Here is a 25,823-nt window from a genome sequence, read left to right on the forward strand (position 1 = left end):
AATATGATGACGAAAAAGAAAATGGGCTTACTCGTTATGGCGTACGGAACACCCAACTCCTATGACGATCTATTACCATACTACACGCACATCCGTAGAGGCCGTCCGCCGGCTCCGGAACAACTAGAAGATCTTCGCAATCGCTATGAAGCAATCGGAGGCATATCACCACTTGCGCGGATTACGGATGATCAAGCGGACGCACTAGGCGCACGTTTGAATGCTGTACAAAACGAAATGGAGTTTAAAGTATATGTAGGTCTGAAGCATATTGCGCCATTCGTGGAAGATGCCATACAAGAAATGCATGAAGATGGCATTACCGAAGCAGTATCGATTGTATTGGCGCCACATTTCTCTACGTTTTCTGTTAAATCGTACAACGGTCGCGCGAAAGAGGAAGCAGACAAGCACGGGATTACACTTACTTCCGTTGAAAGCTGGTACAAGCAACCGAAATTCATCGAGTACTGGGCGAACCAATTGCGTCAAACGTATGATGCGATGGACGAGACAGAACGTGAGAAATCATGCTTGATCGTGTCAGCTCACTCATTGCCAGAAAAGATTCTGGCTAATGGTGATCCATATGCTGATCAGTTGAAAGAAACAGCAGAAATGATTACAGAAGCAGCAGGCGTTAAAACATACGCACTCGGTTGGCAAAGTGAAGGGCAAACACCTGATCCTTGGTTGGGGCCGGACGTACAAGATCTAACACGTGAACTGTTTGAAACAAATGGATATACATCATTCGTTTACACACCAGTTGGTTTCGTATCGGATCACTTAGAAGTTCTATACGATAACGACTACGAGTGTAAAGTAGTATGTGACGAGATCGGCGCAGCGTACCACAGACCTGCCATGCCGAACACCGATCCTTTATTCATTGATGCAATGGCGGATGCGGTAATGGATCAATTACACGCAATAAAATGAACTCAAGTGGATCGGAGTGAAAAAGGACATGAGTGAACGAAAAAAAGTAGTCATAATCGGCGGCGGAATCACGGGTCTCGCTGCAGCGTACTATATGCAAAAAGATGCCCGTGAACAAGGACTTCCCATAGATATCATCATGATTGAAGCATCAACAAAACTAGGTGGAAAAATCCAAACAGTCCGTCGAGACGGCTATGTAATCGAACGCGGTCCCGACTCCTTTTTGATCCGTAAAAAAAGTGTAGACCAATTAGCGACTGACTTGGGGATAGAAAATCAACTTGTTCGAAACGCAACAGGGCAAGCGTATATTTTGTTGCATAATCAGATGCACAAAATCCCGGCAGGTGCTGTCATGGGTGTACCGACTGAAATCAAACCTTTCGTTACATCCGGTTTATTTAGTTTGAGTGGTAAAATACGCGCAGCCGGCGACTTTGTATTACCACGTTCTGAAGTAACTGGAGATCAGTCGCTCGGTAAGTTTTTCCGCCGTCGCTTTGGCACAGAAGTGGTAGAAAATCTCATCGAGCCATTATTGTCAGGCGTCTATGCCGGCGATATTGATCATATGAGCCTCGAGTCGACTTTTCCACAGTTTTATGAAGTGGAAAAAAATCATCGTAGCTTGATTTTGGGAATGAAGAAGACCACTCCTAAGCAACTACCGCAAAAGAATAGTCACAGTTCAAAGAAAATGGGCGCTTTCCATACATTTAGAAAAGGTCTAGATTCCTTGGTAGAAGCATTGGAAGAACAGCTGACGGATGTCAATGTTATGAAAGGTACGCGTGTCACCAACATCATGAAACAAGGCGACCGTGCTGTACTGGCATTGAATGATCAACAGCAAATCGTAGCGGATGCAGTGATCTTGTCAACGAGCCACACCGTAGCGAGCCGTTTGTTCGAACCGCATGGTCTGTTGAAAGAACTAGGAACGATTCCGATGACATCTGTCGCAACCGTAGCACTAGGTTACCCAAAAAGTGCGATGCAGAGCGATATTGATGGAACGGGTTTCTTAGTACCACGTAGCAGCAATCATTCCATTACAGCTTGTACGCTTGTCGACCGTAAATGGCCGACGACCACACCTGATGACAAAGTGATGGTGCGTGCATTCGTCGGACGCGTTGGGGAAGAAGCGATTGTCGATTTACCAGATGCTGAAATAGAAAAAATCGTTCGCAAAGACTTGGAAGAAATTCTCGAGCTTACAGGTGAACCGGATTTCTGTATCATCACACGCTGGAAAGAAGACCGACCGCAATACCGCGTTGGCCATAAAGAGAAAATTATACGTGCGCGAGAGGAAATGCAATCAGCGTTTCCGATGATCGAGCTTGCAGGTGCATCCTATAATGGAGTGGGTTTGCCTGACTGTATCGATCAAGGTGTCGCAGCAAAAGATCAAGTGCTAGCAAAGCTATTTACGTAATAGGATAAAATCCGTACAACAAATGTTGTACGGATTTTTTATGTTGTATAACAAGTAGATTTCAGTGGAAGGCGCAGTTCGTAAGGGGAATGGCGCAGTTTGGTTAGCATAATGCGCCAACTGTTTTATGATGTTTTACGCATAAAAAAAGCGAATATAGGAATATTCGCCGAATGAAAGTTTTTTATTTTACGTTGCAATGATTACATTGATTAGAGTAACACTCGTGCTGCTCTTCAATTTCAGTTCCACATGTCGCACAAACCTTCGCCGGCAAGTTCTTGAAAAATTCTACGATGCTTTCTACCATATTTTATCCATCCCCTTTTTGTTTGTTGTATAACTCTTTGGCATATACACATTGTATTATAACAGATGCCGGAAGTCAACATTTCATTTATCTTTCTGTTAAAATGGATTCAGGCCCTTTGTGACGCGCTTTCGAGCTGTTTTGTCGGCTTTAATTGTGAGAATTAACAGAAAATAAATGCGACAATTTTGTGAGGAGAGAAGAAACTATGAAATTTATCGATAATCAAGGCATCACAGACCCACGTATTAACTTGGCTATTGAAGAATATGTACTCAACACGATGGACGTAGACAAAGATTCGTATGTACTGTTCTACATCAATGAACCTTCTATCATTATCGGGAAAAACCAGAATACAGTAGAAGAAATCAATACGGAGTTTGTCGATCGTCAAGGCATTCACGTTGTACGTAGACTATCAGGTGGCGGTGCGGTCTATCATGATAAAGGAAACTTGAACTTCAGTTTCATCACGAAAGACGATGGGGAGTCGTTCCGTAACTTTAAGAAGTTCACGGAGCCAGTAACAGAAGCGCTTGCGAAAATGGGTGTCAAAGCGGAATTGCTTGGACGTAACGATATTTTGATCGATGGACGTAAAATTTCAGGAAACGCCCAATTTGCTACAAAGGACCGCATGTTTAGCCATGGGACGTTATTGTTTGATACAGATATGGAAGGTGTCGTGAATTCACTCAAAGTGAAGAAGGACAAAATTGAGTCAAAAGGGATCAAGTCGATTCGCAGTCGTGTCGCAAATATTTCAGAATTCTTGGAAGAGCCTATTTCAATTGAACAGTTTAGACAAGAAATTTTGAATTCGATGTTCGATGGCGAAGAAAATATTGAGTATCGCGTGTTGACGGATGAAGACTGGAAAAAAATTCATGAATTGTCTGCAGAGCGTTATGGCAACTGGGAGTGGAATTATGGGCGTTCACCGAAGTTCAACTTGCAACAGTCCAAACGTTTTCCTGTTGGCGGAATCGATGTCCGCTTGCAAGTAGAAAAAGGCAGTATAGAAAACGTCAATATCTATGGTGACTTTTTCGGTGTGGGCGAAGTCCAAGAAATCGAAAATCGTTTAATCGGTGTGAAATATGAGCGCAAGGCGATCACAGAAGCGCTTGAATCTATGGACGTGGAGAAAATCCTTGGTGGGATTAAGCTAGAAGAGTTTGTAGATGTAATCTATTAAGGAACAGCGCATGTCTTGCGGGGCATGCGCTGTTTGTATATGAAGTTTGATTTATGTGTGCTGTAAAATACGCTATACTGAACATAAAGAGAAAGTGAGGGGTTACGGTGAAGCATCGAATATTTATTGTGGAAGATGATTTGAAAATTGCTCAATTGTTAGCGGGAACGCTTGAAAAATATCAATATGAAGTCGCGATCATACAGGACTTTGACCGAGTCGTGGAAGAATGCAACGCGTATAATCCACATCTAGTGCTTTTAGATATCAACTTGCCGATTTATGACGGCTACTATTGGTGTCGTCAGTTACGACAGCATACGATGTGTCCGATTATTTTTATCTCGGCGCGCTCAGGTGATATGGATCAAGTGTTTGCGCTCGAAAATGGAGGCGATGATTTCATAACGAAGCCGTTCCATTATGAAATTGTATTAGCAAAAATTAAAAGTCATTTGCGTCGATCGTTTGGCGAATATTCCCCGAATCAATCGGAGCGCTTGATCGTATCGGGCGATTTGACGTTGTATATAGAACGGATGACGTTACAAAAAGGCAATGAAGAAATTCCACTTCAGAAGAAAGAATGTGTCATTCTGGAACTGTTGATGGGCGAGTCTCCGAAAGTGGTGTCACGTGAAAGGTTACTCGAAGAACTGTGGGATGATCAATCATTTGTTGATGAAAATACGCTTAACGTTAATATGGCTCGAGTGCGCAAGAAATTGACCGATTATGACGTGCAATCTTGGATTGAAACAGTGCGCGGTGCGGGGTATCGTTTCATGCCGGAATCGGAAGCCAAATGAAAGCATTCACACTATTCGTTAAAGAGCATGTACCGTTCATGCTGTTTCAAGTCGGGCTGGTGTCGTTCATTCTACTGTTGTTTTGGCTAGACGGTTTCCGCAATCCGAACACAGCCATCTATTCGGTCGCGATGAGTATTTTACTTACGGCAGGCTATTTGGGAGCGAAATTCATCATGCGGCGTACATATTATGCGAAGATCGTTGAAAAACCAAAGCAAATGGAAGATGCTTTGATACGGCATGTCATGACGGCCGAACATCGAATGACGATGGAATTTACGCGCGAATTGTATCGCTTGTATCAACGTGAAGTACAGACTTTATATGACACACAAAACCGTCATTTGCATTTCATGAATCAATGGGTGCATCAAATGAAAACACCCATTTCGGTCATTAATTTACTATTGCAAGAAGATACAGTGGACAAGAAGAGTATCGAGCAGGAAGTGGGACGCATCCAAAATGGATTGGATATCGTCCTTGTCAATGCACGGCTTGAAACGTTTGAAGAAGATATGCAAATTGAACGGCTATTGTTGAGACAAGTGTTGCAAGAAGTGCTGAATGAAAATAAACGACTATTCATTACGAACGGTCTGTTTCCTGTGCTGAATGTGGAGGAACACTTAACCGTCGCGACTGATCGAAAGTGGATCAAGTTTATGCTCAATCAATTCATTACGAATGCTGTAAAATATACCTTTGAAAAAGGTAAGAAAATACATGTGAATGCAGTCCAGTTACAAGAAGGTCTGTGTCTTGAAATTGAGGATGAAGGAATCGGCATACCGGCATCGGACTTACACCGGGTAACGAAAGCTTTCTTCACGGGAGAAAACGGCAGATTGTCTGGAGAATCGACGGGCATGGGATTATACATCGCATCCGAAGTTTGTGAGAAACTGGGTCACCAACTGACGATTTCCTCGAAACAAGGAGAAGGCACGACAATCGCATTATTATTTAAAGACGGAGAGGCGGGTGAACAATCAGATGACGCAACCGGTCGTTAAGATGGAAGATGTCACGAAGATCTATGAAGGAAAAGTAATACATCGTGCATTGAATCAATTGGACTTCGATGTGCAAGAAGGGGAGTTCGTTGCGATCATGGGGCCGTCGGGGAGTGGTAAGACGACATTGTTAAACTTATTGATGGCCACCGATATTCCGACGTATGGCAAGATTGTCATCGGAGGCGTGGAACCTGAAAAGCTCAGTCAAAACGATATTGCTTTATTCCGTAGACGACAAATTGGTTTTGTCTTTCAAGAAATCAATTTACTGCAAATGCTGACGGTGGAAGAAAATCTTGTATTACCGTTAACTCTTGATGGATTGCCCGTTGCAGAGATGAAGAAACGTGTACAAGATATGGCGCAAAAGTTGAATTTGGAAGATATTTTGGAGCGGCGACCAGATGAACTATCGGGTGGACAAGCACAACGAACTGCGATAGGACGAGCGCTCATCCATCAACCGAGCATTGTGTTAGCGGACGAGCCGACAGGAAATCTTGATTCGAAATCCGCGAAAGATGTGCTTGAATTACTTGAACATATTAACCAGCATGAAAAGACGTCGATTATTATGGTGACGCATGACCCGATTGCTGCGAGTTATTGTGACCGCGTTCTGTTTATTAAAGATGGAGAGTTTTTCAATGAAATTTATAAAGATGAACGCCGGCAAACATTTTTCCAGCGTATCTTGAATGTGTTGTCATTACTTGGAGGTAACGTGAATGACTTTTCGACAGTTCGCTTACCGTAATGTCGTTCGTAACCGCCGGGTCTATGCGGCATTCTTCATGGCGAGTGTATTTTCCGTTATGGTATTTTTCCTCTATTCGATGTTGCTGTTCCATCCATCGATTGAAAATACGTTTCTAAAAGAGATTTCAACACTCGGTATGGGAATAGCGGAAATCATTCTATTCATCTTCACGCTGTTTTTCCTATTTTATTCAATGCGTGCATTTTTGCAGGCGCGATCGAAAGAGTTCGGTGTGTTGTTGCTTCTCGGAATGGCAAAACGCCAGTTGCATCGACTCATTTTCATCGAGACGATGTTGCTTGGCTTCGCTTCAATTATAAGCGGAATTTTCCTTGGCTTCATGTTTTCAAAGTTTTTCTTCATGATCGTCAAAGCGATTGTGCAAATACCGGTATTGCCGCTCTATTTGTCCTGGAAACCATTCGTGTTGACGATGGGTGCATTCCTTAGTTTGTTCGCTATCATTTCCTATATCGCACCTGTATTCATTCAGCAAGGACAAGTCTCGGATTTATTACATGGGGATATGGCCGTACAATCGGTGTATTCGTACTCGAAAAGCCGTGGGATCTTCGGAGTCGTGTTATTGTTGCTCGCCTACGCTATGGCAGCGTTCGTATCACGTTCGAGCATCCTCAGTTTGTTCTTCTTGCTACCGCCACTCATCACATTCGGGACGTATTACTTTTTCACCGATACGTTACCGCTCGTATTGCATGCATTGCGACGGCAAAAGAACATCTTCTGGCGTGACTTTTGGTTGATCTCGATTTCGGAAAGCATCGTACGTTTAAAAGAAAATGCGCGGATGTTCTTCATCGTGACGATCGTTTCGACTATCGCGTTCATGTCAGTCGGTATTCTGGCATCGTTAACGTCATTCGCTTCGCAATACCGTGAAGTAAATCCGCTCGGGCTCATCTATAAAAGCTTGCCGCATAATGAATTCGAGTATCCACATATCGCGCAACTGACCAATGAGCTCGATCAAGCAGGTCTTGACTACTGGGCTGTACGATTTCGTGTGCTGGAACAGCAATCTTCTTATACTAAGAATAAAGTCAATATCGTCAAGCTGTCTGATCTGAATGAACTGGCTGTAAGCTTCGGGGAAAAGCCGCTTTCATTACATAGAGGACATGCGTTGTTTTTACCCGCAACAGCCGCTGCGGCCAATCAATTGTCGACGGAATCAGTCAACACTGAACTGGCTGATAGTGGTGTCTCACTCGAGATTGAAGGCGTGTATCCGTATAAATTGTTTCCACCAAACGCGCTTGGACTCAATACGATTGTCGTGAATCATTTGGATTTCGATCGCATTGAAGAACAAGCACATGTCGATGCATTGGCGTTTAATTATTATGCATTTAACGTAGTGGACTGGCAGGAGACGCGGGAAATCGGTCTAACTATCCATGCCCAAGTGTTGGCGGGGCTCATGCTCGAACACCGTGACCCGGTGCGCTATGAGTTTGAGAATCCGGGGTTGAATTATTCGCATATCCGTATGACGTTTTCGTTGCTGTTGTTTATTGGCTTATTACTCGCAGGCGTATTTTTCCTTGCGTCCGGTAGTTTCATTTACTTCCGGTTGTATACGTCGCTTAGTCATGATCGACGGCAGTATGCGGTGTTGCAGCGGATTGGGATGACGGACAGAGAGTTTACGAAGATTGTTAACCGGCAATTAATTCCGCAGTTTTTCTTCCCGTGGGGTGTGTCGTTTATCCATAGTGTGTTTGCGTTTATGTCGTTGCAGGTGATTTGGGATGCGTTGGCTGAGATTTCTATTGTTAAGGAGCTGGCGCTTGTGCTGGCGGGCTTTGCGCTGATGCAGATTTTCTATTTCTATCTGATCCGCTGGCGTTATATTTCACATATTAAGGCACCTACTTCTTAGGGAGGGGTGTCTTTTTTGACTGGTACAAATTCAAGTACAAGTTCAAGTTCAAGTATGAGTGGAAGGAGTGAGTGGGTGGGGATTGAACTTATTTAATTTCAAGTTCAAGAGCAAGTGCTTTGGAGTGGTGAGTGAGTTTGTGAGTGTGAGGGGATGGAAGCTCCAGTTGGGGACGCTTTCCTGAGGGCGTGGCCCGAGCCGCTTCCCTCACTTCGTTCAGTCCAGGGTCTCGAACTCACGCTGATCCTCCAGGAGTCGCCCCAACTTCCGCTTCCATCCTACGTGGATAGTGGAGGAACGAAGGTTAATCACTGTAGGTAGTGTAAATTGTTGGTGCCTTTAAACTTGTTGAAGTTCCAGTTCCAGTTCCAGTTCAAGTTCAAGTTCAAGTTCAAGTTCAAGTTCAAGTTCAAGTTCCAGTGTAAGTGGCCGGGGTGAGCGTAAGGGGATTGAAGCTCCAGCTGGGGACGCTTTCCGGAGGGCGTGGCTTGAGCCTCCTCGTCCGCTTCGCTCCCTGCGGGGTCTCAAGGCGCACGCTGATCCTCCCGGAGTCGCCCCAGCTTCCGCTTCAATCCTACGTGGATAGTGGAGGAACAAAGGTTAATCACTGTAGCAAGTGTAAATTATTGTTGTTTTTACCCTTTATGTAGTTCAAGTTCAAGTCTAATTTCTGTTTTAGTTAGTCACTGATTACTAGCCAAACTTTAATGTGCAAAAATAAGTATCAGCCACAAACATTGCAGGGGATTGGAGCGGCAGGCGGCGACTCCCGATGGATCAGCCCGACAGGTGAGACAACTAAAGGGAGCTTGCGACCTAGTTGGCTCACCGCGGGCCCATGGGAAAGCGTCCGCCTAGAGCGCAAATCCCCCACCCCAAAAACCCGTCCAGCCTATCCTAATAAACTAATAAAACGAAATTCCCAGTAAACTCTTGCCAATTATTTGTTTTATCAGTATAATGAACGAATTACTGAATGGTTATTCATTCACTTGTTAGGGAGATGAAAGCATGAATTTAGTTTCTAGTGTTCAACAGACAGCACAGAGCAAGCCTAGTAAAATCGCCTATCATTTCATGGGGAAAGACACGACGTATGCAGAGTTCGATATGTCCGTATCTATGTTCGCCAATGCGCTACAACATCTAGGGGTCGTTAAAGGGGACAAAGTGGCATTTTTACTCGGCAACACGCCGCATTACTTGATCTCACTCTATGCCACTATGCGTATCGGAGCGACAGCTGTGCCGGTCAATCCGCTCTATACTCCTGACGAAATTTCTTATATTCTGGAAAACAGTGATGCGAAAGCCGTTATTGCGATCGATCAATTATTGCCACTCGTAGAAGTAGCAAGCCAGTCATTTCCGACGATTGAGAACTATATCGTCTGTGAAATGAGTGCAGATGCAGGTGAGAAATTAGCTGCGTTGAATGACTCGGTTAAGGCAAAAGTGCATCCATTTAGTCTGCTCATCAAGCAATCGAAACCTATGACGGAAGCGGTAGAAGTTGACGAAGATGAAAGCGCTATCATCCTTTACACATCTGGAACGACAGGACACCCGAAAGGTGCGATGTTGACACATAAAAATATCTACTCTAATGCACGTGATGTAGGAGACTATTTAGGCTTCTCCGAAAATGATAAAATTGTAGCGACATTGCCTTTATTCCACGTATTCGCATTGACTGTTGTAGCGAATGCACCACTTGTGAAAGGGGCTACTATATTACTCGAGCCACGCTTTAGCCCGGGAGAAATATTCCACATGATTCGCGAACAAAAGGCCACCGTATTTGCAGGCGTTCCTACTATGTATAACTTCCTCTATCAATATCCGGAAGGTAAAACAGAAGACTTCGAATCCATCAGACTGGCGATTTCAGGCGGCTCTTCAATGCCCGTTTCCTTGCTTCATGATTTCGAAGAGAAATTCAATGTGCGTGTTTCGGAAGGCTATGGTTTATCGGAAGCTTCACCGGTCACGTGTTTCAATCCATTAGATCGTGAACGTGTTCCCGGATCGATCGGAACGAATATTATGAACGTCGAGAATAAAGTGGTCGATGAAAATGGCGAAGAAGTGCCTGACAATGAAGTCGGCGAATTAATCGTACGCGGCCCTAACGTCATGAAAGGATATTATAAAATGCCTGAAGAAACCGCGGCTACACTTCGTGATGGTTGGCTCTATACAGGCGACTTGGCGCGACGTGATGAAAACGGTTACTTTTATATCGTAGACCGCAAGAAAGATATGATCATCGTCGGTGGGTTCAATGTGTATCCTCGAGAGGTAGAGGAAGTGCTGTTTAGCCACCGTGACATTGTGGAAGCTGCAGTTGTAGGCATACCAGATGCGAACTTCGGTGAAGAAGTACAAGCCTATGTTGTGTTGAAGGAAGGTTCGGATGCGACGGAACATTCACTGCTTAACTACTGCGGGAAGCGTCTCGTGAAGTATAAAGTACCGAAGTCGATTGAGTTCCTGGATGAATTACCGAAAAACACGACAGGTAAGATTTTAAGACGTTCATTGAAAGATCAAATTAAAAGCTGATGAGAGTGGAAACGAGTGACGGGAATCATATCCGTCACTCGTTTTTTTACGCATTCATTGCCAAAACAAGCCTTGACTTGTTATGGTTTAATGAATTGTAAGAATACAGGAGGGATTGGATGAATAAACGATGTGTAACAATTGAAGATTTATTTGAGACGAAATCCGTAACGAATCCGGTATTGGCGCCTAACGATCAAGAAGCAGTGTTTACGGTGACCGAATTACATAAAGAGGAAAATGCGTATTACTCCGCTATCTATCATATCGATTTGCAGACGGGCGTCGTAACGCGGTGGACGTATGGGAAGCACCAAGTCAGTGCACCGAAATGGTCTCCTGATGGCAAGCAAGTAGCATTTTTATCGAATCGCAGCGAAACAAATCAACTATATATCATGCAAAAGGCAGGCGGAGAAGCCTATGCGCTGACGGACTGTAAAAAAGGGATCGATTCATTCGAATGGTCGCCGTGCGGTAAGAAAATTTGGTTTACGGGGACGCTGAAAACAGGTGAAATGTTTTCTACGACGGTACAGAAGCAAGAAGGATTTCCACAACCGATTCGTGTGACGAAAATGAAATACAAAGCAGATTTCATCGGTGTAGTACCGCAAGACGAATATACACAAATCGGTTATGTTGATCTGGCAACGTGCCGTATTTGCAATTTCACTATGGAACCATTTGATCACTCATTAGAAGCGATTTCACATGACGGCAAACAATTGGTCGTCGGCGTCAATCGTAACGAGCAGACCGATCATGATTTCGGTGTTCCGTTCATGATGTTGGATATTGAAACAAAAAAAGAGACCGTGATTGTCGATGAACAAGGCTTTTTCGGCGATGTAGCTTTCTCTAAAGACGATCGCTATATTGCGTATACAGGGTATGACTTGACGTTCCAAAATGTCACGCAGGCAGATGTTTTCGTCTATGATCGGACGAACGGTCAGACGATGAATTTGACAGCGGGAATTGACGCGCCGATTGGAGACGAAAGTATTTCCGACCACTTGCAACAAGCGATTGCGCCAGGCGTCGTGTGGACGGAAGACGAGCAACTGTATTTCCAATTATCGAGTATGGGGGAAGTACGTTTGTATGCGGCTACACTTGACGGCGCGATCTATCCAGCGACAGGTGAAGAAGAGCATGTTTACGGGTACGATGTCGCGGGAAATGCGGAATTCGCGTTGCTCACAGTTAGCACGATGACGAATCCTGGGGAACTGTATCGCCAAACGATTGCGACCGGTGAACGGACAAAACTGACTTCGTTCAATGAAAGCTGGTTGAAAAAAGTCGAATTGGTTGAACCGCAAACGATTCATTATACGAATGGCAATGAAAATATCCAAGGGTGGCTCATGAAGCCGGCGAACTTTACTGAAGGTAAAACTTATCCGCTCATTGTGGAAATTCATGGGGGGCCGCATGCAATGTATGGCTATACGTATTTCCATGAAATGCAAGTATTGGCTGCGCAAGGTTATGGAGTTCTCTATCTCAATCCACGTGGCAGTCACGGCTATAGTCAGGCGTTTGTTGACGCAGTGCGTGGCGATTACGGTGGCGGTGGATATGAAGATATCATGGCAGGACTAGATGAAGTGTTGAAGACCGAAGACTGGATTGATGAAACGCGCCTTGGCGTAACAGGTGGCAGCTATGGTGGCTTCATGACGAACTGGATTGTCGGGCACACGAACCGTTTTAAAGCAGCCGTCACACAACGCTCGATCAGCAATTGGATTAGCTTCTTCGGCGTCTCCAATATCGGCTACTACTTTACTGACTGGCATTTGAAAGCTAGAATGACAGATGTCGATACTCTATGGAAGCAGTCACCGTTGAAGTATGCAGAAAACATCGAGACCCCTTTGTTGATCCTTCATGCCGAACGAGATTTCGTCTGTCCAATCGAGCAAGCCGAACAACTATTTATTACACTAAAAGATTTAGGCAAAGAAACCGAATTTGTTCGCTTCCCCGAATCCGATCATAATATGTCGAGAACAGGGAAACCCAATTTGCGAATTGCAAGATTAGAAGAGATTACCGGGTGGTTTATACGGTATCTATAAGGTAAGATGAGAGAGTATGCCCAAACGGCTATACATGAAAAATATAGTGTGTATAATGAGATACGAATTAAACTTATAAAAACTACTTGAGAAGAGGTTCTGCATGATGGAAGAGCAACTACTGTACAGAATAGAGTCGGATTTTATCGGAGAGAAGAAGGTGCCACTAGACGCGTATTACGGTATACAAACACTACGCGCAGCAGAAAACTTTCCTATCACAGGCTACCGCGTCAATCGCGACTTGATTCGTGCGATCGCAATCGTCAAAAAATCTGCAGCACAAGCTAACCGCGACATCGGTCAATTGGACGCGAATATTGCTGAAGCAATCATCAAGGCATCTGAAGAAGTAATCAATGGCGCATTGCGCGATCAGTTCCTTGTAGATCCAATCCAAGGTGGCGCCGGAACGTCAGTGAATATGAACGCAAACGAAGTCATCGCCAACCGTGCACTCGAAATTCTCGGTCATAAAAAAGGTGAATACGACATCATTAGCCCGAATACGCATGTCAACATGGCACAGTCGACAAATGACGCATTCCCGACTGCCATTCATATCGCTACACTCATGAAAGTAGACAAGCTACTCGGCGTTATGGAATCGCTTCATAAAACCTACTTGAAAAAGTCGATAGAATTCCAATCGGTGTTGAAAATGGGTCGTACGCACTTACAAGACGCAGTGCCAATCCGTCTCGGACAAGAATTCGAAGCATACGCAATGGTACTACGTCGCGACATTGAACGCGTTCGTGTATCACGTGTCTACTTGTATGAAATCAATATGGGCGCAACAGCTGTCGGAACAGGCTTGAACGCCGATCCATTATATATCCAAAAAGTAGCGAGCTACCTGTCAGAAAACAGTGGTTTCGAATTAAAGTCTTCTACACATTTAGTGGACGCAACACAAAATACAGATTCGTACGTGCAAGTATCTGCAGCGCTACGTGGCACGATGCTGAACCAGTCTAAAATCTGTAACGACTTGCGTCTCATGGCATCTGGCCCACGCACGGGTCTATCTGAAATTGCATTACCTGCAAGACAACCAGGGTCCTCTATCATGCCAGGAAAAGTGAACCCGGTTATGGCAGAAGTAATGAATCAAGTGTCGTTCCAAGTAGTGGGGAACGATATGACGATCGCGTTGGCATCAGAAGCCGGACAGTTCGAATTGAACGTCATGGAGCCAGTGCTAGTGTTCAACTTGCTGCAGTCACTAAAAATCATGACCAACGTATTCGGTGCATTCCGCGATTATTGTTTAGATGGAATCACAGCAAACGTCGAGCACTTGTCTGAATATGTGGAGAAGAGTATCGGAATCATCACGGCCATCAATCCGCACGTCGGATACGAAGTGGCGTCAGAGATTGCGAAAGAAGCCTTGTTAACAAACAAGTCGATCCGTGAAATTTGTATCGAGCGAAATATCTTGTCGAAAGAAGAGTTGGATACGATTCTCCATCCATTCGAGATGACGAAGCCGGGTATTTCGGGTAAAGAGTTGTTGAAGAAGAAGATTATTCTTTCTAAGTAATAAGGAGTATTCAACTATGAAAGTGCATAATATTATGGAAGTCGTGGTACGTGACGTGATTTCCAAATATAAGAATGAGCTGCATTTGCCATGTACATGCGAGCATTGCCTGAATGATGTACTGGCGATGACGTTGAATCATGTTCAGCCTCAATATGTAGTTGATGAAGCAAACAGTACGTATATCCGTGCTGTCCATGAAGCAGATCGTCAAGGGGCCACTGCCATCTTGACGAAAGTCGCGTGGGCTGCGGGCGTGGTTGGGCAAAACCCGCGATGCGATACTATGAAAAATCCTTCCGAGTGATAAAATGTACCCTTTGTAAAGGACAATTATAAAAAAAGCCTAAGCTGCTTGTTGAAGCTGTCGTCTGTATTCTGCAGGCGGCAGCTTTTTCAAGTTCCACTGCCCGCGATAATGGTTATAGTACGTCATATAACTCTTGATTTCCCGCCTAACTTCTTCCATTGTCTCACAATCTTTTATATTGGTTTCATCCTTGAAGTGACCGAAAAATGATTCCTGTGGAGCATTATCCCAACAGTTCCCTCTGCGTGACATCGATTGTCCTAACCCCATTTTCTTCACTGCTGCCTGATACTTTGGGTTTGTATAATGAAATCCTTGATCTGAATGTATAAAGGCATCTGTCATTAAATGACGATGTTTCTTTAGTTTGCGAAGCGTATTCATTGCGATCTCCAAACCTAACGAAGAAGAAACTTCATAGGCTAAAATTTCATTCGTTTGGGCGTCTTTAATCGTTGACAAGTAAGCACGTTTGCCATTTCCATATGTCAAATAGGTGATGTCGGTCAATAATACCTTTCCAGCCACCCCTTGCTTAAACTCACGTTGTAACGTGTTTTCACATGTGCGGTGCTCTTTCGTCGCCTTTGCCATACGACGTGCTGGGTTGGCTTTGCGGATGGGACAGATGATATCGAATTTTTTCATAATCCGGCGAATGCGTTTTAGGTTATATGTAATGCCGTACTGATTTTCGAGTGTCATTTTAATTTGGCGTGCTCCTTTTTTTCGTCCTCGAAAATGATAGGCCTTTAAAATGATTTCCTTTACAACTTCGTCTGCCTGTTCGCGAGCGGCACGTTTCTGTTTAGATTTCTCTCCAAAGTGCCTATAGTAGCCCGAACGCGATACCTCCATAAGTTCGCATAAGTAGCTCACCAAACGTGCTAATTTATACTTTTGGATGGTGAAATTAATTAGTTCATATTTTAGCGTCGTTTGGATTGTGATTTCTTTTTCATCATCTGCCTTTCGAGTAGATCGAGCTTTTTTAACAGTTCATTTTCCGCCTGTAATAAGCGGTTTTTCGCTTCTAGACGTTCAATCTTTTCTTCGGATGTCAAGTCGCGTTCTGATGGACGGCCTGAATTGGTTTTTCGTGTGTCTTGTAAGCCTTCCACTCCGCTTTTTCTATAGGCGGCACGCCAACGCTTTCCTGCAGATTTAATCCGAACTGCTCCTATTAAATCGGCATTTAATCCAGCCTCTTCAAAAATGTCTCGCGGCAGTTTTCCTTTTTCATTTTCCGAAATAAAATGACGTTTAAACTCATCTGTATAGGTGATGGATTTATCACTAACAGCTTGTACGTTAGGATTGCATTGCAAGCGTGCTTGTTCTTTTAAGGTAAACAATCGTTCAGTCACATTCATCCGCTCCCACATCTTTTTATTCATTATAAACAAAAGTACCCTATAGGATAGACTTTTTTCAAAGTGTCTATCTTATAGGGTACATTTTATGACTCGGAAGGATTTTTTTCTTGTGTATACTACTGCTGTTGGATGAGTTCATTGGTTATAAGGAGGGGGTTGGTGGTTGGTGGTTGGGCTGGGCTTGGGTGTCGCGGTCGGGCTGCGGTCGGGTCGCGCTTTGGCCGCGCTCATAGTTGGCTGAGATCCGCTCTATGCAGCTTGTTTTTCGCTCTATCATGTGTGTTATCCGCTCTATGCAGCCCGGTTACCGCTCTATCCAGCGTGTTATCCGCTCTATCAAGCCCCGTATCCGCTCAATGAAGCTCGAATCCACTAACGTTTTTGCGTCACTATGGCAATTTGCATCGCTTCTTCAGCCAAATACGAACGCGATTGGACAGATTAAGTGGAATGAGGCTTGAAATTAGAACTTTTAGGATGGTTTTATTGCTTATAAGAGGGGGAATGGTCGGGCCGCGCTCATAGTTGGCTGAGATCCGCTCTATGCAGCTTGCTTTTCGCTCTATCATGTGTGTTATCCGCTCATAGTTTACTGTGAGCGCTCTATCAAGCCCCGTATCCGCTCTATCCACCACGCTAACCGCTCAATGAAGCTCGAATCCACTAACGTTTTTTGCGTCACTATGGCAATTTGCATCGCTTCTTCAGCCAAATACGAACGCGATTGGACAGATTAAGTGGAATGAGGCTTGAAATTCGAACTTTTAGGATGGATTTATTGCTTATAAGAGGGGTAATGGTCGGGCCGCGCTCATAGTTGGCTGAGATCCGCTCTATGCAGCTTGCTTTTCGCTCTATCATGTGTGTTATCCGCTCATAGTTTACTGTAGTGCTCTATCAAGCCCTGTATCCGCTCTATCCACCACGCTAACCGCTCAATGAAGCTCGAATCCACTAACGTTTTTTGCGTCACTATGGCAATTTGCATCGCTACTTCAGCCAACTACGAACGCGATTGGACAGATTAAGTGGAATGAGGCTTGAAATTAGGGCTTTTAGGATGGTTTTATTGCTTATAAGAGGGGGAGCGATCGGGCCGCGCTCATAGTTGGCTGAGATCCGCTCTATGCAACCCGGTTACCGCTCTATCCAGCGTGTTATCCGCTCTATCAAGCCCCGTATCCGCTCTATCCACCACGCTAACCGCTCTATAAAACCAATCAAACGCTCAATCGCGAGCCCCGTCTGCAAGTCCGCCATCGTCTCTTGACGTTTGCACTTGAATTAGGTCTTGAACGTGAACTCAATCAAAGTGTCTGGCAGCGACTCTCTCCACGAAAACTAATTCCGACTTACTGCTCCAATTTCTTCTTCATGGATGCCAACTCCACCGATTTCAGGTAGAATAAGTTACAGGAGTTGATCATATTGAAAACAGCGATTGTGACAGACACGACGGCGTATTTGCCGGATGACATAAAAGCAGAACTTGGGATTTACACGATCCCGTTACTCGTAACTATCGACGGCAAAGAATTCAAAGAAGATGTCGATATTACCACGGAAGCATTCTATGAACTGGTGCGCGGTAAAGGCCCGTTACCGAAGACATCACAACCCGCGATCGGTGACTTCGAAGCGCTATTTAGCGAACTCGCGAAAGACTACGATGCGGTCATTACGATTCACTTATCGAGCGGCATTAGCGGAACGTATATGGGTGCGATACAGGCGGCCGAGCTCGTACCGGAACTAGAAGTGCTGGCGTTTGATTCGGAAATTTCAGCCTATCCCCAAGGCTTTTACGCGATCCGTGCAGCACAGCTTGCGAATGAAGGCGTACATCCGCATGCGATTATTGAAGAATTAAAAGACATGCAAAAAGGCATCAAAGCCTATTTCATGGTGGACGACTTATCGCATCTGCAACGTGGCGGTCGTTTATCCGGTGCACAAGCGCTAGTTGGCGGACTGTTGCAAGTGAAGCCCGTCTTGCATTTCGAAGACAAAGTCATTGTACCGTTTGAAAAAATCCGTACCGCTAGAAAAGCGATGAAGCGCATTTCGGATTTACTGTCGGAAGATGCGAAAAACCAATTGTTAGATGCGGCAGTGATCCACGCGAATCGCTATGACGACGCAGTAGAATGGAAAAGACTATTAGAAGAAAAACATCCGAACGTCGATTTCACGATCAGCCACTTTGGTCCGGTGATCGGCACGCATCTTGGTGAAGGGGCTATGGGACTTGGTTGGGTGAAACGACGCGGAACCTGAACAGGGGGAACTGCATGTCCGAACGACACCAACTCAAGCAATTCTTGGCAGGGCGCATTTGGTTGCGTCATCTTGTGCCATTTTCGGAAGAAGTCGTTGACGAAGCGATTCGTCAAGGCGATATCAATATAGAACCAGGCGTCACAACGAACAAGACGTGGCATGGTACGCACTATACGTGTCAGCGTTGCCATAATGAAAATCAAACGCGTTTCACTGTATTCGCGTGCGCTCAATGCGAAGCGCCTTGCGCCTATTGTAGAAATTGTCTCAACATGGGGCGCGTGTCATGTTGTTCGCAACTACTCACATGGACAGGCACACCACCGACTTTCCCGACGAATCACCGTATGAACTGGCAAGGAAATTTGACACCTTCTCAGCAGAAAGCGACGCGTGAATTGCTTGAAAGTACGAAACGGGGCGTATCTCATTTACTTTACGCAGTGTGCGGATCGGGCAAGACGGAAATGCTGTTTCAGCCGATTCATTATGTATTAAATGAAGGCAAGCGGGTCTGTCTAGCAGCGCCTCGCGTGGACGTCATCTTAGAACTATTGCCGCGGTTAGTGACTGCTTTTCCGGATACGACAGTAGAAGCGTTATATGGCGGGGCAGAAGTAGAACATTTTGACGCACAGCTAATTCTTGCGACGACCCATCAGCTCTACCGTTTTCACGAGGCGTTCGATGCGGTCTTCGTGGATGAAGCCGATGCGTTCCCTTACACAGCGGACGAAACGTTACAACAAGCCGTCAGGAAAGCAGCAAAACCGAACGCGCCGATTCATTTTGTGACGGCAACGCCATCGAGTCAGTTGCTGGCGATGAATAAAAAGCAAGGCTATATTTCGGTTCTGGCACGGCGTTATCACGGGCAGCCGTTACCCGTACCGCGAAACGTGGCGTTATGGAATTATGAGAAACAGCTGAAAAAGAAACGGATTCCGGCGAAATTACTGCGCTGGACAACCGAACGTCTGACTAAACAGCAACCGTTTCTCATTTTCTTTCATCAAATTGAACTGATGGAACTCGCAGAACCGTTATTTCAGAAACTCGATGAGCGAATTTGTGCAGTCCATGCGGAACATGAAGATCGCAAAGAGCGGGTACAGTTACTTAGACAAAAAGCAATTCCTGGCTTGCTGACGACGACGATACTCGAGCGGGGGATTACCATTCCGAACGTGCAAGTGGCGGTTGTCGGAGCGGAGCAAACAATTTTCAATAAAGGCGCACTCATCCAAATTGGTGGGCGAGTGGGTCGCTCCGTACCGAACACGTCAGGTGACTTCGTACTGTTCCATCAAGGCATCACCTATGCGATGGACGAAGCGAAACGAGAAATTCGTAAGCTAAACAACACCGTGGTGCCGCAATGACGTGTTTACTATGCGATAAACCACTACATGACCAGCCCACTTGGCAACACTTCCTCGGTCTTCAACAAGACACGTCCGCCTGTCCAATTTGTCTCGAAAAATTCAAACGTATCGACAGAATCATAGAAGACGATGTTCTCGATTCTGTTCATTCACTCTATGCATATAATGAAGCAGCGAGAGAGTACTTGCATCAGTTCAAGTTCATGCAAGACGTCGCGCTCGCACAAATTTTTGCCTCCCCATTACGTAGGGTACTGAACGATTCCAAAAAGATCATCGTACCGATTCCGATGCATCCGATCAATAAAAAGAAACGAACGTTTTCGCAAGTGGATGCGTTACTGGACGCCGCGAATATTTCGTATCACTCGCTACTTACAAAAACAACGGAATCGGTAATGGGGGAAAAATCACGCAGTGAACGTCTCGCAATGACTGAACTATTCCACGTAACGGCCGATATACTCTATAATGAGGCAGTGCACGTGCTTGTTGACGATATTTATACGACTGGCACCACATTGCGTCACGCAGCTGAAGCGTTGAAACAGCGCGGAGTATACCGAGTGGAAGCTGTGACGTTATTCAGACCTATTAGAGAGAAGTGAGAGAGATGGCGGAAGTTAGAAATTGTCCGACATGTGGCAGTATGTTTAATTACACAGGACTTCGAGACGTATGTGGCACGTGTGCGCAAGCGGAAGAAGAAATGTATGAAACAGTCTATCGATTTTTACGTAAACGAGAGAACCGTGCAGCGACTATCGAGCGGATTGTAGAAGTAACCGGCGTAACACAGGAATTACTGCATCGCTGGGTGCGTAAAGGGAGACTGCAACCGGCAATGTTCCCGAATCTTGGCTATCCATGTGATAAATGTGGCGCATTAACATCGTCAGGGAAGATCTGTGCCAAATGTACCGATGAAATTCAAGCGGACTTACGGACATTTGATGCGGCGCAAGAGCTCCGTGAAGCGATTGAGGCGCAAGAAAAAGGCACATACTACACACAAAAAGACCGTAGAGGATGACATGCGAAACGAGCAGTTCGTACTGCTCGTTTTTTCATACAAAAGCCTCTAAAAACTTCATGAAATCTGCCGAAGTAAAGAGTAGTACCTAAATCCAACACAAGAAGTGAAAGGAGCGAGACGTATGAAAATAGAAGGATTTAAACCACAAGCCGTCAACCCGTACCGAAATCAGCAAATGAAAGTGGATCAAATGAAGCAAACAGCACAAGTGAAAACGGATAAGCTGGAGATTTCATCAGAGGCGAAAAAGTTATCCGCAACTTCACCGATTGAATCGGCCAGACAACAGCGAGTACAGGAATTGAAAGCGCAAGTGCAATCTGGAGAATATCAAGTAGATGCGGGTAAACTCGCTGCCAGAATGGTGTCATATTTCAATAAGCTATAATGAAAGTAGGGTTACACATGTCCATTGAACCAATTTTGACAACGCTCAATCACCTAGAAAAACTGCATATGAGCTTGCTCCGTCTGTCGAACGACAAGACCGCATTGCTGAAAAGCGGCGACGTCGACGGGATTGACCAGCTGTTGAAGGAGGAGCAAGCTCACTTAGCAGCTATTGTGCAAATGGACCAAAAACGTGTACAGGAAGTGAAGCAGTATATAACCGCACAAGGAAGTGCCGTACTTGCTGAACCGACTATGACACAATTAATCGAACTAGCAAGCGCTCCGGACAAAGAACAGTTAGCAGAGGCGAGGGACCGTCTCCTGCATGCGATTCATGAGTTGAAACAGCAGAATGAACTCAATCAGCAACTGACTTATCAATCACTTCAATTTGTGAATCTATCGCTGGACATGGTCCGTCCGCGTCCGGAAACCGTCAACTATTCGAAAAACGAAGTACAAGGGCAGTCACAAAGCGGAGCGAAAACCAAGCTCTCTTCATTCGACTCCCAAGCTTAAGGAGGACACACTATGCGCTCAACATTCATGGGACTAGAAACTAGCAAACGCGGATTGTACACACAGCAATCCGCTCTTTATACGACAGGGCATAATATTGGAAACGTCAACACACCCGGTTACACACGCCAGCGCGTCAACATGCAAGCAACATCCGGCTTTCCAGGGATCGGAATAAACGCAGGCACAATGCCAGGATTTCTTGGAACAGGCGTTGAAACAGGTAGCATTCAACGGATTCGTGATTCGTTTGTCGATCATCAATTTCGCAGTGAATCAACGAAACTAGGATACTGGGAATCACGTACGAATGCGATTGCACAAATGGAAGACGCGATTGGCGAACCTTCCGAGTATGGTTTACAGCAATCGATGAGCGACTTCTGGCAATCATTGCAGACACTTGCGTCGAGTCCGGAAAACGGCGGGGCGCGTGCGGTGGTTGTGGAACGTGGGGTGGCGGTAGCTGACTCGTTTAACTATATTTACAAGTCTATTTCTGAAGTTAAAGGAAATCTAGGCGATGAAATTGACTTTAGCGCAAAAGATATTAACTCGTTGCTAACTCAAATTGGAGAACTAAACAAACAAATCGCCAATGTCGAACCGAATGGCTACTTGCCGAACGATCTCTATGACGCGCGTGACGGGTTGCTAGATCAATTGTCTAGTTATCTACCGATTGAAACGAGCTATGAGAAATCAGGCGGACGTGCGTCGGCTATTGCGGAAGGTACCGTGACAATTAAAATTAAAACAAATGTTCCAGGAAAAACGATCACCGTAGTAGAAAAAGACCAAGTCGCAGAACTCACTGTAGACGGCAATGACCCGAATCAACCGTTTCCCAATTTAATGACAGGCTTCACGTTTACAGGTGGACCGATTCAGAATCCTGCTGACGGTAAGCTGTCTGTTAACGAAATGGTCAAAAGCGGTGAATTGAAGTCCCTTGTGGATTCGTACGGATATATCGATTCAGACGGAAAAGAAAAAGGTCTATACCCAGAGATGATGACGAAACTGGATAAAATGGCGAATGAGTTTGCGAAAGCGTTTAATGCAGTTCATGAAGAAGGGACCGACTTAGCAGGTGTAAAAGGCGAGCCATTCTTTGTTTTACCAGCTGGCGCAACCGAATTTTCTGCAAGTAACATCGCAGTAAATGATGCAATTAGAAAAGATCCAAATAAGCTAGCAGCCTCGGATGCTAAAACGGGTGCGGAAGTCGGTAACGGTCAAAACGCTAAAAAACTAGGCGATGTATTCTTTGCGAAGTTACCAGGACTAGACGGTTCAAGCGTGCAGAGCTACTACGCTCAAACGATTGGGCAACTCGGAGTCGAAGGGCAACAAGCACTTAACATGACGGAAAGCTCAGGAGTTTTACTATTAGCGGTATCAAATCGCCGCGCTTCCATCAGCTCGGTCTCACTCGACGAAGAAATGACTGACATGATCCGCTTCCAGCAAGCGTACAACGCATCTGCCCGCATGATCACCGTGATGGACGAAACACTCGACAAAATCATCAACGGAATGGGCACAGTCGGCAGATAATGAAGGAGGAATTTTCATGCGTGTAACACAATCGATGCTATCGCAAAACATGCTGCGCAACTTATCGAGCAGCTATAATAATATGGGCAAACTGCAAGAACAATTGAATACAGGCAAAAAAGTCAATCGCCCGTCCGATGATCCCGTCGTCGTCATGAAAGGCATGGGTTACGGCATGCAAGTGAACAAAGTAGAACAATACCAGAAGAATATGGGCGAAGTGAATAACTGGTTGGATAGTTCGGATGATGCGCTGGACGGGGTAGGACAAGTATTGCATCGAATGAAAGAATTGGCTACGAATGCGGCAAATACTGGTACGATGGGTGAAAATGAACGAAAAGCCATTGAAACAGAAATGAATCAGCTTCGTGAGCACGTACGCGACCTTGCTAACACCAAAGTCGGCGACAAACATATATTTAGTGGCAATATGACCGATCAACCACTTTTTAATAAAGATACGGGTAAGTTTGAAGATGGAAAATCTTTTTCCGCCAATGTAGAAATAGAAGTATTCGACGGCATAAACTTACGAGTCAGTACCGATGTAAATAAGATGTTTAAAGAGATTGATGATATGTTTGGAGAAGTTGAAGGGATGATTGCGACAGGAGAAGGCTTCAGTGGCTTAATCACTTCTATTGACAGCAAGTTAGATACTGTATTGTCTAAACGTGCAGACATCGGTGCCCGTTCCAACCGTGCAGAACTGATGAAAAATCGTCTGGAGATGCAAGAAGGTGCTGCAAAAAAACAACGTTCTCAAAACGAAGATGTGAACTTTGAGAAAACGATTACCGATCTGATTACGGCAGAGTCGATCCATCGTGCCACATTGTCAGTAGGCGCGAGAATTATGCAGCCTTCTTTAATGGATTTCCTACGCTAAAAGATGTGGCGGACACTACGCAAGTGTCCGCTATTTTTATATAAGAAAGTAAGGGAGTGATAAAAGTGAACATTCCACAACTTCAAATCCAAACGACACCCGCCAAAATAAATTTACAAGTGACGAAACCTGTTCAAGAAATCCAACAACCTAAAGCCACGCTGAGCATTGAACAACCAGCAGCCATTTTGGAAATGTCGACGACCCGACCGCAACTATCACTCGACACGACAGAAAATCGTGCAGATATCGATATGAAAAGTGTATTTCGCCGAACGGCTGATAATGCTCAATATGGATTACAAAAAGTACAAGAAGGCACAGCTCGTCGCGCGCAAGAAGGCCAGCAACTCATGAAAATTGAAAACGGTTCAACGATAGCAGATATCGTCAAACAGAACACGGAGAAACCAATGGCCGAACTGCAAGTGAAATTTGTAGGCGACCGTACGAAAATCAAAATGAGTTTTTCTGAAGGTTCACTAGATATTAATGTGACACCGCAGAAGCCGAAAATCGACGCACAAATAAATAAGCCGATCCACAATTACACACCTGGGAAAGTATCTGTAGAAATGCAACAGTACGGATCGATAGAGATTGATTGGAAAGTGTAATAAAAAGTACGTTGAGTAGTAAACCAGTAAAACGTTGAAAAGGAGAGAAATCTAGTGACACAACCACTTAAAGAAATCGCAACAAAATTCCACGGTAAAATTGAAGTAGATCTATCGAAAGCATGGCACTTCCCGAAAGGACTTCCCGGATTCGAAGAGGAAGAAGAATTCGTCATCTTACCAATTGGAGAGAATCAGGAATTTCAAGTACTACAGTCTACGAAAGAAGCAGGTGTAGCTTTTGTTGTAGCGAATCCATACAAAATTGTAGAAGAGTATGATTTCAAAATAGATGATCCAACAATAGATTTACTAAAAGTGAAAAGTCCAGAAGAATTAATGGTACTCGGTATCGTCTTCATAAAAGAACCTTTCGAAGAATCGACAATTAACTTACAAGCACCTCTTCTGTTCCAAACAAACAACAGAAAAGCGAAACAAATGGTATTAAATGATAAGCGCTATCTTATCAAACATCCAATTGATGAAAAGAAATTGGATGAAATGAAAGAAAAAACAACTAGCGGAAAGAGCGAATAATATGTTAGTACTCTCACGTAAAGCAGGCGATACGATTAAAATCGCAGATAATATAGAAGTAAAGATTCTCGAAGTAAAAGGCGATACGGTACGGGTGGGGATTGAAGCGCCTAAATCAGTAGATATTGTACGGGGGGAGCTCATTCAGTCTATTAAGGATACGAATGCCGAGTCATTATCGCTGGATATTGACTGGTATAAAAACTTAAAGGATAACAAGTAAATAGTAATTACTTCACCATTAAAGGCAGTACAAGTCATTTCATTTCCACATTTCAAATAAATAGAAAAAAGATTTTAATAAACTACTAAACACTCTA

General features: G+C 44.6%; 24 protein-coding genes. 22 read left to right on the forward strand and 2 right to left on the reverse strand.

Going from position 1 to position 25,823, the window contains the following annotated elements:
- The first annotated feature begins 6 nt into the window (after window positions 1-6).
- Together hemH and hemY are read left to right on the forward strand one after the other, a co-directional pair.
- Window positions 7-942: a ferrochelatase gene (hemH, locus tag SporoP8_RS13375; protein WP_085132964.1), complete on the forward strand. Its 936-nt coding sequence runs from the start codon at window positions 7-9 to the stop codon at window positions 940-942.
- Between the two features lie 28 nt (window positions 943-970).
- Complete coding sequence (hemY, locus tag SporoP8_RS13380) at window positions 971-2,386, forward strand: protoporphyrinogen oxidase (RefSeq protein WP_085132965.1); 1,416 nt, start codon at window positions 971-973, stop codon at window positions 2,384-2,386.
- Between the two features lie 184 nt (window positions 2,387-2,570).
- On the opposite strand, the gene yhfH is transcribed toward hemY, so the two are convergent.
- Window positions 2,571-2,696 carry a protein YhfH gene (gene yhfH, locus SporoP8_RS13385; RefSeq protein ID WP_083035173.1) on the reverse strand — a complete coding sequence of 42 codons (126 nt, stop codon included), beginning with the start codon at window positions 2,694-2,696 and terminating at the stop codon, window positions 2,571-2,573.
- Between the two features lie 208 nt (window positions 2,697-2,904).
- Here yhfH and SporoP8_RS13390 point away from each other — a divergent pair, with 208 nt between their 5' ends.
- The 9 genes from SporoP8_RS13390 (at window position 2,905) to SporoP8_RS13435 (ending at window position 14,902) form a co-directional block, all read left to right on the forward strand.
- Window positions 2,905-3,897 carry a lipoate--protein ligase gene (locus SporoP8_RS13390; RefSeq protein WP_085132966.1) on the forward strand — a complete coding sequence of 331 codons (993 nt, stop codon included), beginning with the start codon at window positions 2,905-2,907 and terminating at the stop codon, window positions 3,895-3,897.
- A gap of 107 nt (window positions 3,898-4,004) precedes the next feature.
- Entirely contained in the window at window positions 4,005-4,706 is a 702-nt protein-coding gene (locus tag SporoP8_RS13395; RefSeq protein ID WP_085132967.1) for a response regulator transcription factor, read from the forward strand.
- A complete protein-coding gene (locus SporoP8_RS13400; protein WP_085132968.1) occupies window positions 4,703-5,725 on the forward strand; it encodes a sensor histidine kinase in 1,023 nt (340 codons plus the stop codon). The genes SporoP8_RS13395 and SporoP8_RS13400 overlap by 4 nt, the downstream gene beginning before the upstream one ends.
- The gene (locus SporoP8_RS13405) at window positions 5,706-6,485 is read left to right on the forward strand and encodes an ABC transporter ATP-binding protein (protein ID WP_085132969.1); all 780 of its coding nucleotides are present in this window, start codon (window positions 5,706-5,708) and stop codon (window positions 6,483-6,485) included. Before SporoP8_RS13400 ends, SporoP8_RS13405 begins: the two co-directional genes overlap by 20 nt.
- The gene (locus SporoP8_RS13410) at window positions 6,457-8,391 is read left to right on the forward strand and encodes an FtsX-like permease family protein (protein WP_085132970.1); all 1,935 of its coding nucleotides are present in this window, start codon (window positions 6,457-6,459) and stop codon (window positions 8,389-8,391) included. The genes SporoP8_RS13405 and SporoP8_RS13410 overlap by 29 nt, the downstream gene beginning before the upstream one ends.
- 1,011 nt (window positions 8,392-9,402) lie before the next feature.
- Window positions 9,403-10,956: a fatty acid--CoA ligase family protein gene (locus SporoP8_RS13420; RefSeq protein ID WP_085132972.1), complete on the forward strand. Its 1,554-nt coding sequence runs from the start codon at window positions 9,403-9,405 to the stop codon at window positions 10,954-10,956.
- Window positions 10,957-11,075: 119 nt separating this feature from the next.
- Window positions 11,076-13,046, forward strand: a complete 1,971-nt coding sequence (locus tag SporoP8_RS13425) for a S9 family peptidase (RefSeq protein ID WP_085132973.1) — start codon at window positions 11,076-11,078, stop codon at window positions 13,044-13,046.
- A gap of 103 nt (window positions 13,047-13,149) precedes the next feature.
- Window positions 13,150-14,595 (forward strand): aspartate ammonia-lyase, encoded by a 1,446-nt coding sequence (gene aspA / locus SporoP8_RS13430; protein ID WP_085132974.1) that lies wholly within the window; start codon window positions 13,150-13,152, stop codon window positions 14,593-14,595.
- 16 nt (window positions 14,596-14,611) lie between these two features.
- Window positions 14,612-14,902, forward strand: coding sequence for a late competence development ComFB family protein (locus tag SporoP8_RS13435; RefSeq protein ID WP_085132975.1), 291 nt, complete (start codon window positions 14,612-14,614; stop codon window positions 14,900-14,902).
- A gap of 39 nt (window positions 14,903-14,941) precedes the next feature.
- Here SporoP8_RS13435 and SporoP8_RS13440 read toward each other — a convergent pair.
- A protein-coding gene (locus tag SporoP8_RS13440) for an IS3 family transposase (RefSeq protein WP_232319237.1) occupies window positions 14,942-16,272 on the reverse strand; the annotation gives its coding sequence in 2 pieces (ribosomal slippage) (window positions 14,942-15,891 and window positions 15,891-16,272; 1,332 coding nt in all).
- A 1,437-nt stretch (window positions 16,273-17,709) separates the two neighbouring features.
- Here SporoP8_RS13440 and SporoP8_RS13445 point away from each other — a divergent pair.
- The 11 genes from SporoP8_RS13445 (at window position 17,710) to csrA (ending at window position 25,726) form a co-directional block, all read left to right on the forward strand.
- The gene (locus SporoP8_RS13445) at window positions 17,710-18,558 is read left to right on the forward strand and encodes a DegV family protein (RefSeq protein WP_085132976.1); all 849 of its coding nucleotides are present in this window, start codon (window positions 17,710-17,712) and stop codon (window positions 18,556-18,558) included.
- 14 nt (window positions 18,559-18,572) lie between these two features.
- Complete coding sequence (locus SporoP8_RS13450; RefSeq protein WP_198166022.1) at window positions 18,573-19,943, forward strand: ATP-dependent helicase ComFA; 1,371 nt, start codon at window positions 18,573-18,575, stop codon at window positions 19,941-19,943.
- Window positions 19,940-20,554 carry a ComF family protein gene (locus tag SporoP8_RS13455; protein WP_085132977.1) on the forward strand — a complete coding sequence of 205 codons (615 nt, stop codon included), beginning with the start codon at window positions 19,940-19,942 and terminating at the stop codon, window positions 20,552-20,554. The genes SporoP8_RS13450 and SporoP8_RS13455 overlap by 4 nt, the downstream gene beginning before the upstream one ends.
- 5 nt (window positions 20,555-20,559) lie before the next feature.
- A complete protein-coding gene (locus SporoP8_RS13460; protein WP_085132978.1) occupies window positions 20,560-20,979 on the forward strand; it encodes a TIGR03826 family flagellar region protein in 420 nt (139 codons plus the stop codon).
- A 124-nt stretch (window positions 20,980-21,103) separates the two neighbouring features.
- On the forward strand, window positions 21,104-21,370 hold the full coding sequence (flgM, locus tag SporoP8_RS13465; protein WP_085132979.1) for a flagellar biosynthesis anti-sigma factor FlgM: 267 nt from the start codon (window positions 21,104-21,106) through the stop codon (window positions 21,368-21,370).
- A 17-nt stretch (window positions 21,371-21,387) separates the two neighbouring features.
- Window positions 21,388-21,894 (forward strand): flagellar protein FlgN, encoded by a 507-nt coding sequence (locus SporoP8_RS13470; RefSeq protein WP_085132980.1) that lies wholly within the window; start codon window positions 21,388-21,390, stop codon window positions 21,892-21,894.
- 12 nt (window positions 21,895-21,906) lie between these two features.
- Entirely contained in the window at window positions 21,907-23,454 is a 1,548-nt protein-coding gene (flgK, locus tag SporoP8_RS13475) for a flagellar hook-associated protein FlgK (RefSeq protein WP_085132981.1), read from the forward strand.
- A gap of 16 nt (window positions 23,455-23,470) precedes the next feature.
- Entirely contained in the window at window positions 23,471-24,346 is an 876-nt protein-coding gene (flgL, locus tag SporoP8_RS13480; protein WP_085132982.1) for a flagellar hook-associated protein FlgL, read from the forward strand.
- 65 nt (window positions 24,347-24,411) lie between these two features.
- Window positions 24,412-24,963: a DUF6470 family protein gene (locus SporoP8_RS13485; protein WP_085132983.1), complete on the forward strand. Its 552-nt coding sequence runs from the start codon at window positions 24,412-24,414 to the stop codon at window positions 24,961-24,963.
- Between the two features lie 54 nt (window positions 24,964-25,017).
- Window positions 25,018-25,503: a flagellar assembly protein FliW gene (fliW, locus tag SporoP8_RS13490; RefSeq protein WP_085132984.1), complete on the forward strand. Its 486-nt coding sequence runs from the start codon at window positions 25,018-25,020 to the stop codon at window positions 25,501-25,503.
- A 1-nt stretch (window position 25,504) separates the two neighbouring features.
- Entirely contained in the window at window positions 25,505-25,726 is a 222-nt protein-coding gene (gene csrA, locus SporoP8_RS13495; protein WP_085132985.1) for a carbon storage regulator CsrA, read from the forward strand.
- The last annotated feature ends 97 nt before the right edge of the window (window positions 25,727-25,823 follow it).

The sequence above is a fragment of the Sporosarcina ureae genome, assembly GCF_002101375.1.
In the GTDB taxonomy this organism is placed as follows: domain Bacteria; phylum Bacillota; class Bacilli; order Bacillales_A; family Planococcaceae; genus Sporosarcina; species Sporosarcina ureae_B.

Coding starts and splice junctions, on each gene's coding strand:
- hemH (WP_085132964.1), top strand. CDS start 7: ATGACGAAAAAGAAAATGGGCTTACTCGTTATGGCGTACGGAACACCC.
- hemY (WP_085132965.1), top strand. CDS start 971: ATGAGTGAACGAAAAAAAGTAGTCATAATCGGCGGCGGAATCACGGGT.
- yhfH (WP_083035173.1), bottom strand. CDS start 2,696: ATGGTAGAAAGCATCGTAGAATTTTTCAAGAACTTGCCGGCGAAGGTT.
- SporoP8_RS13390 (WP_085132966.1), top strand. CDS start 2,905: ATGAAATTTATCGATAATCAAGGCATCACAGACCCACGTATTAACTTG.
- SporoP8_RS13400 (WP_085132968.1), top strand. CDS start 4,703: ATGAAAGCATTCACACTATTCGTTAAAGAGCATGTACCGTTCATGCTG.
- SporoP8_RS13405 (WP_085132969.1), top strand. CDS start 5,706: ATGACGCAACCGGTCGTTAAGATGGAAGATGTCACGAAGATCTATGAA.
- SporoP8_RS13410 (WP_085132970.1), top strand. CDS start 6,457: ATGACTTTTCGACAGTTCGCTTACCGTAATGTCGTTCGTAACCGCCGG.
- SporoP8_RS13420 (WP_085132972.1), top strand. CDS start 9,403: ATGAATTTAGTTTCTAGTGTTCAACAGACAGCACAGAGCAAGCCTAGT.
- SporoP8_RS13425 (WP_085132973.1), top strand. CDS start 11,076: ATGAATAAACGATGTGTAACAATTGAAGATTTATTTGAGACGAAATCC.
- aspA (WP_085132974.1), top strand. CDS start 13,150: ATGATGGAAGAGCAACTACTGTACAGAATAGAGTCGGATTTTATCGGA.
- SporoP8_RS13435 (WP_085132975.1), top strand. CDS start 14,612: ATGAAAGTGCATAATATTATGGAAGTCGTGGTACGTGACGTGATTTCC.
- SporoP8_RS13450 (WP_198166022.1), top strand. CDS start 18,573: ATGTCCGAACGACACCAACTCAAGCAATTCTTGGCAGGGCGCATTTGG.
- SporoP8_RS13455 (WP_085132977.1), top strand. CDS start 19,940: ATGACGTGTTTACTATGCGATAAACCACTACATGACCAGCCCACTTGG.
- SporoP8_RS13460 (WP_085132978.1), top strand. CDS start 20,560: ATGGCGGAAGTTAGAAATTGTCCGACATGTGGCAGTATGTTTAATTAC.
- flgM (WP_085132979.1), top strand. CDS start 21,104: ATGAAAATAGAAGGATTTAAACCACAAGCCGTCAACCCGTACCGAAAT.
- SporoP8_RS13470 (WP_085132980.1), top strand. CDS start 21,388: ATGTCCATTGAACCAATTTTGACAACGCTCAATCACCTAGAAAAACTG.
- flgK (WP_085132981.1), top strand. CDS start 21,907: ATGCGCTCAACATTCATGGGACTAGAAACTAGCAAACGCGGATTGTAC.
- flgL (WP_085132982.1), top strand. CDS start 23,471: ATGCGTGTAACACAATCGATGCTATCGCAAAACATGCTGCGCAACTTA.
- csrA (WP_085132985.1), top strand. CDS start 25,505: ATGTTAGTACTCTCACGTAAAGCAGGCGATACGATTAAAATCGCAGAT.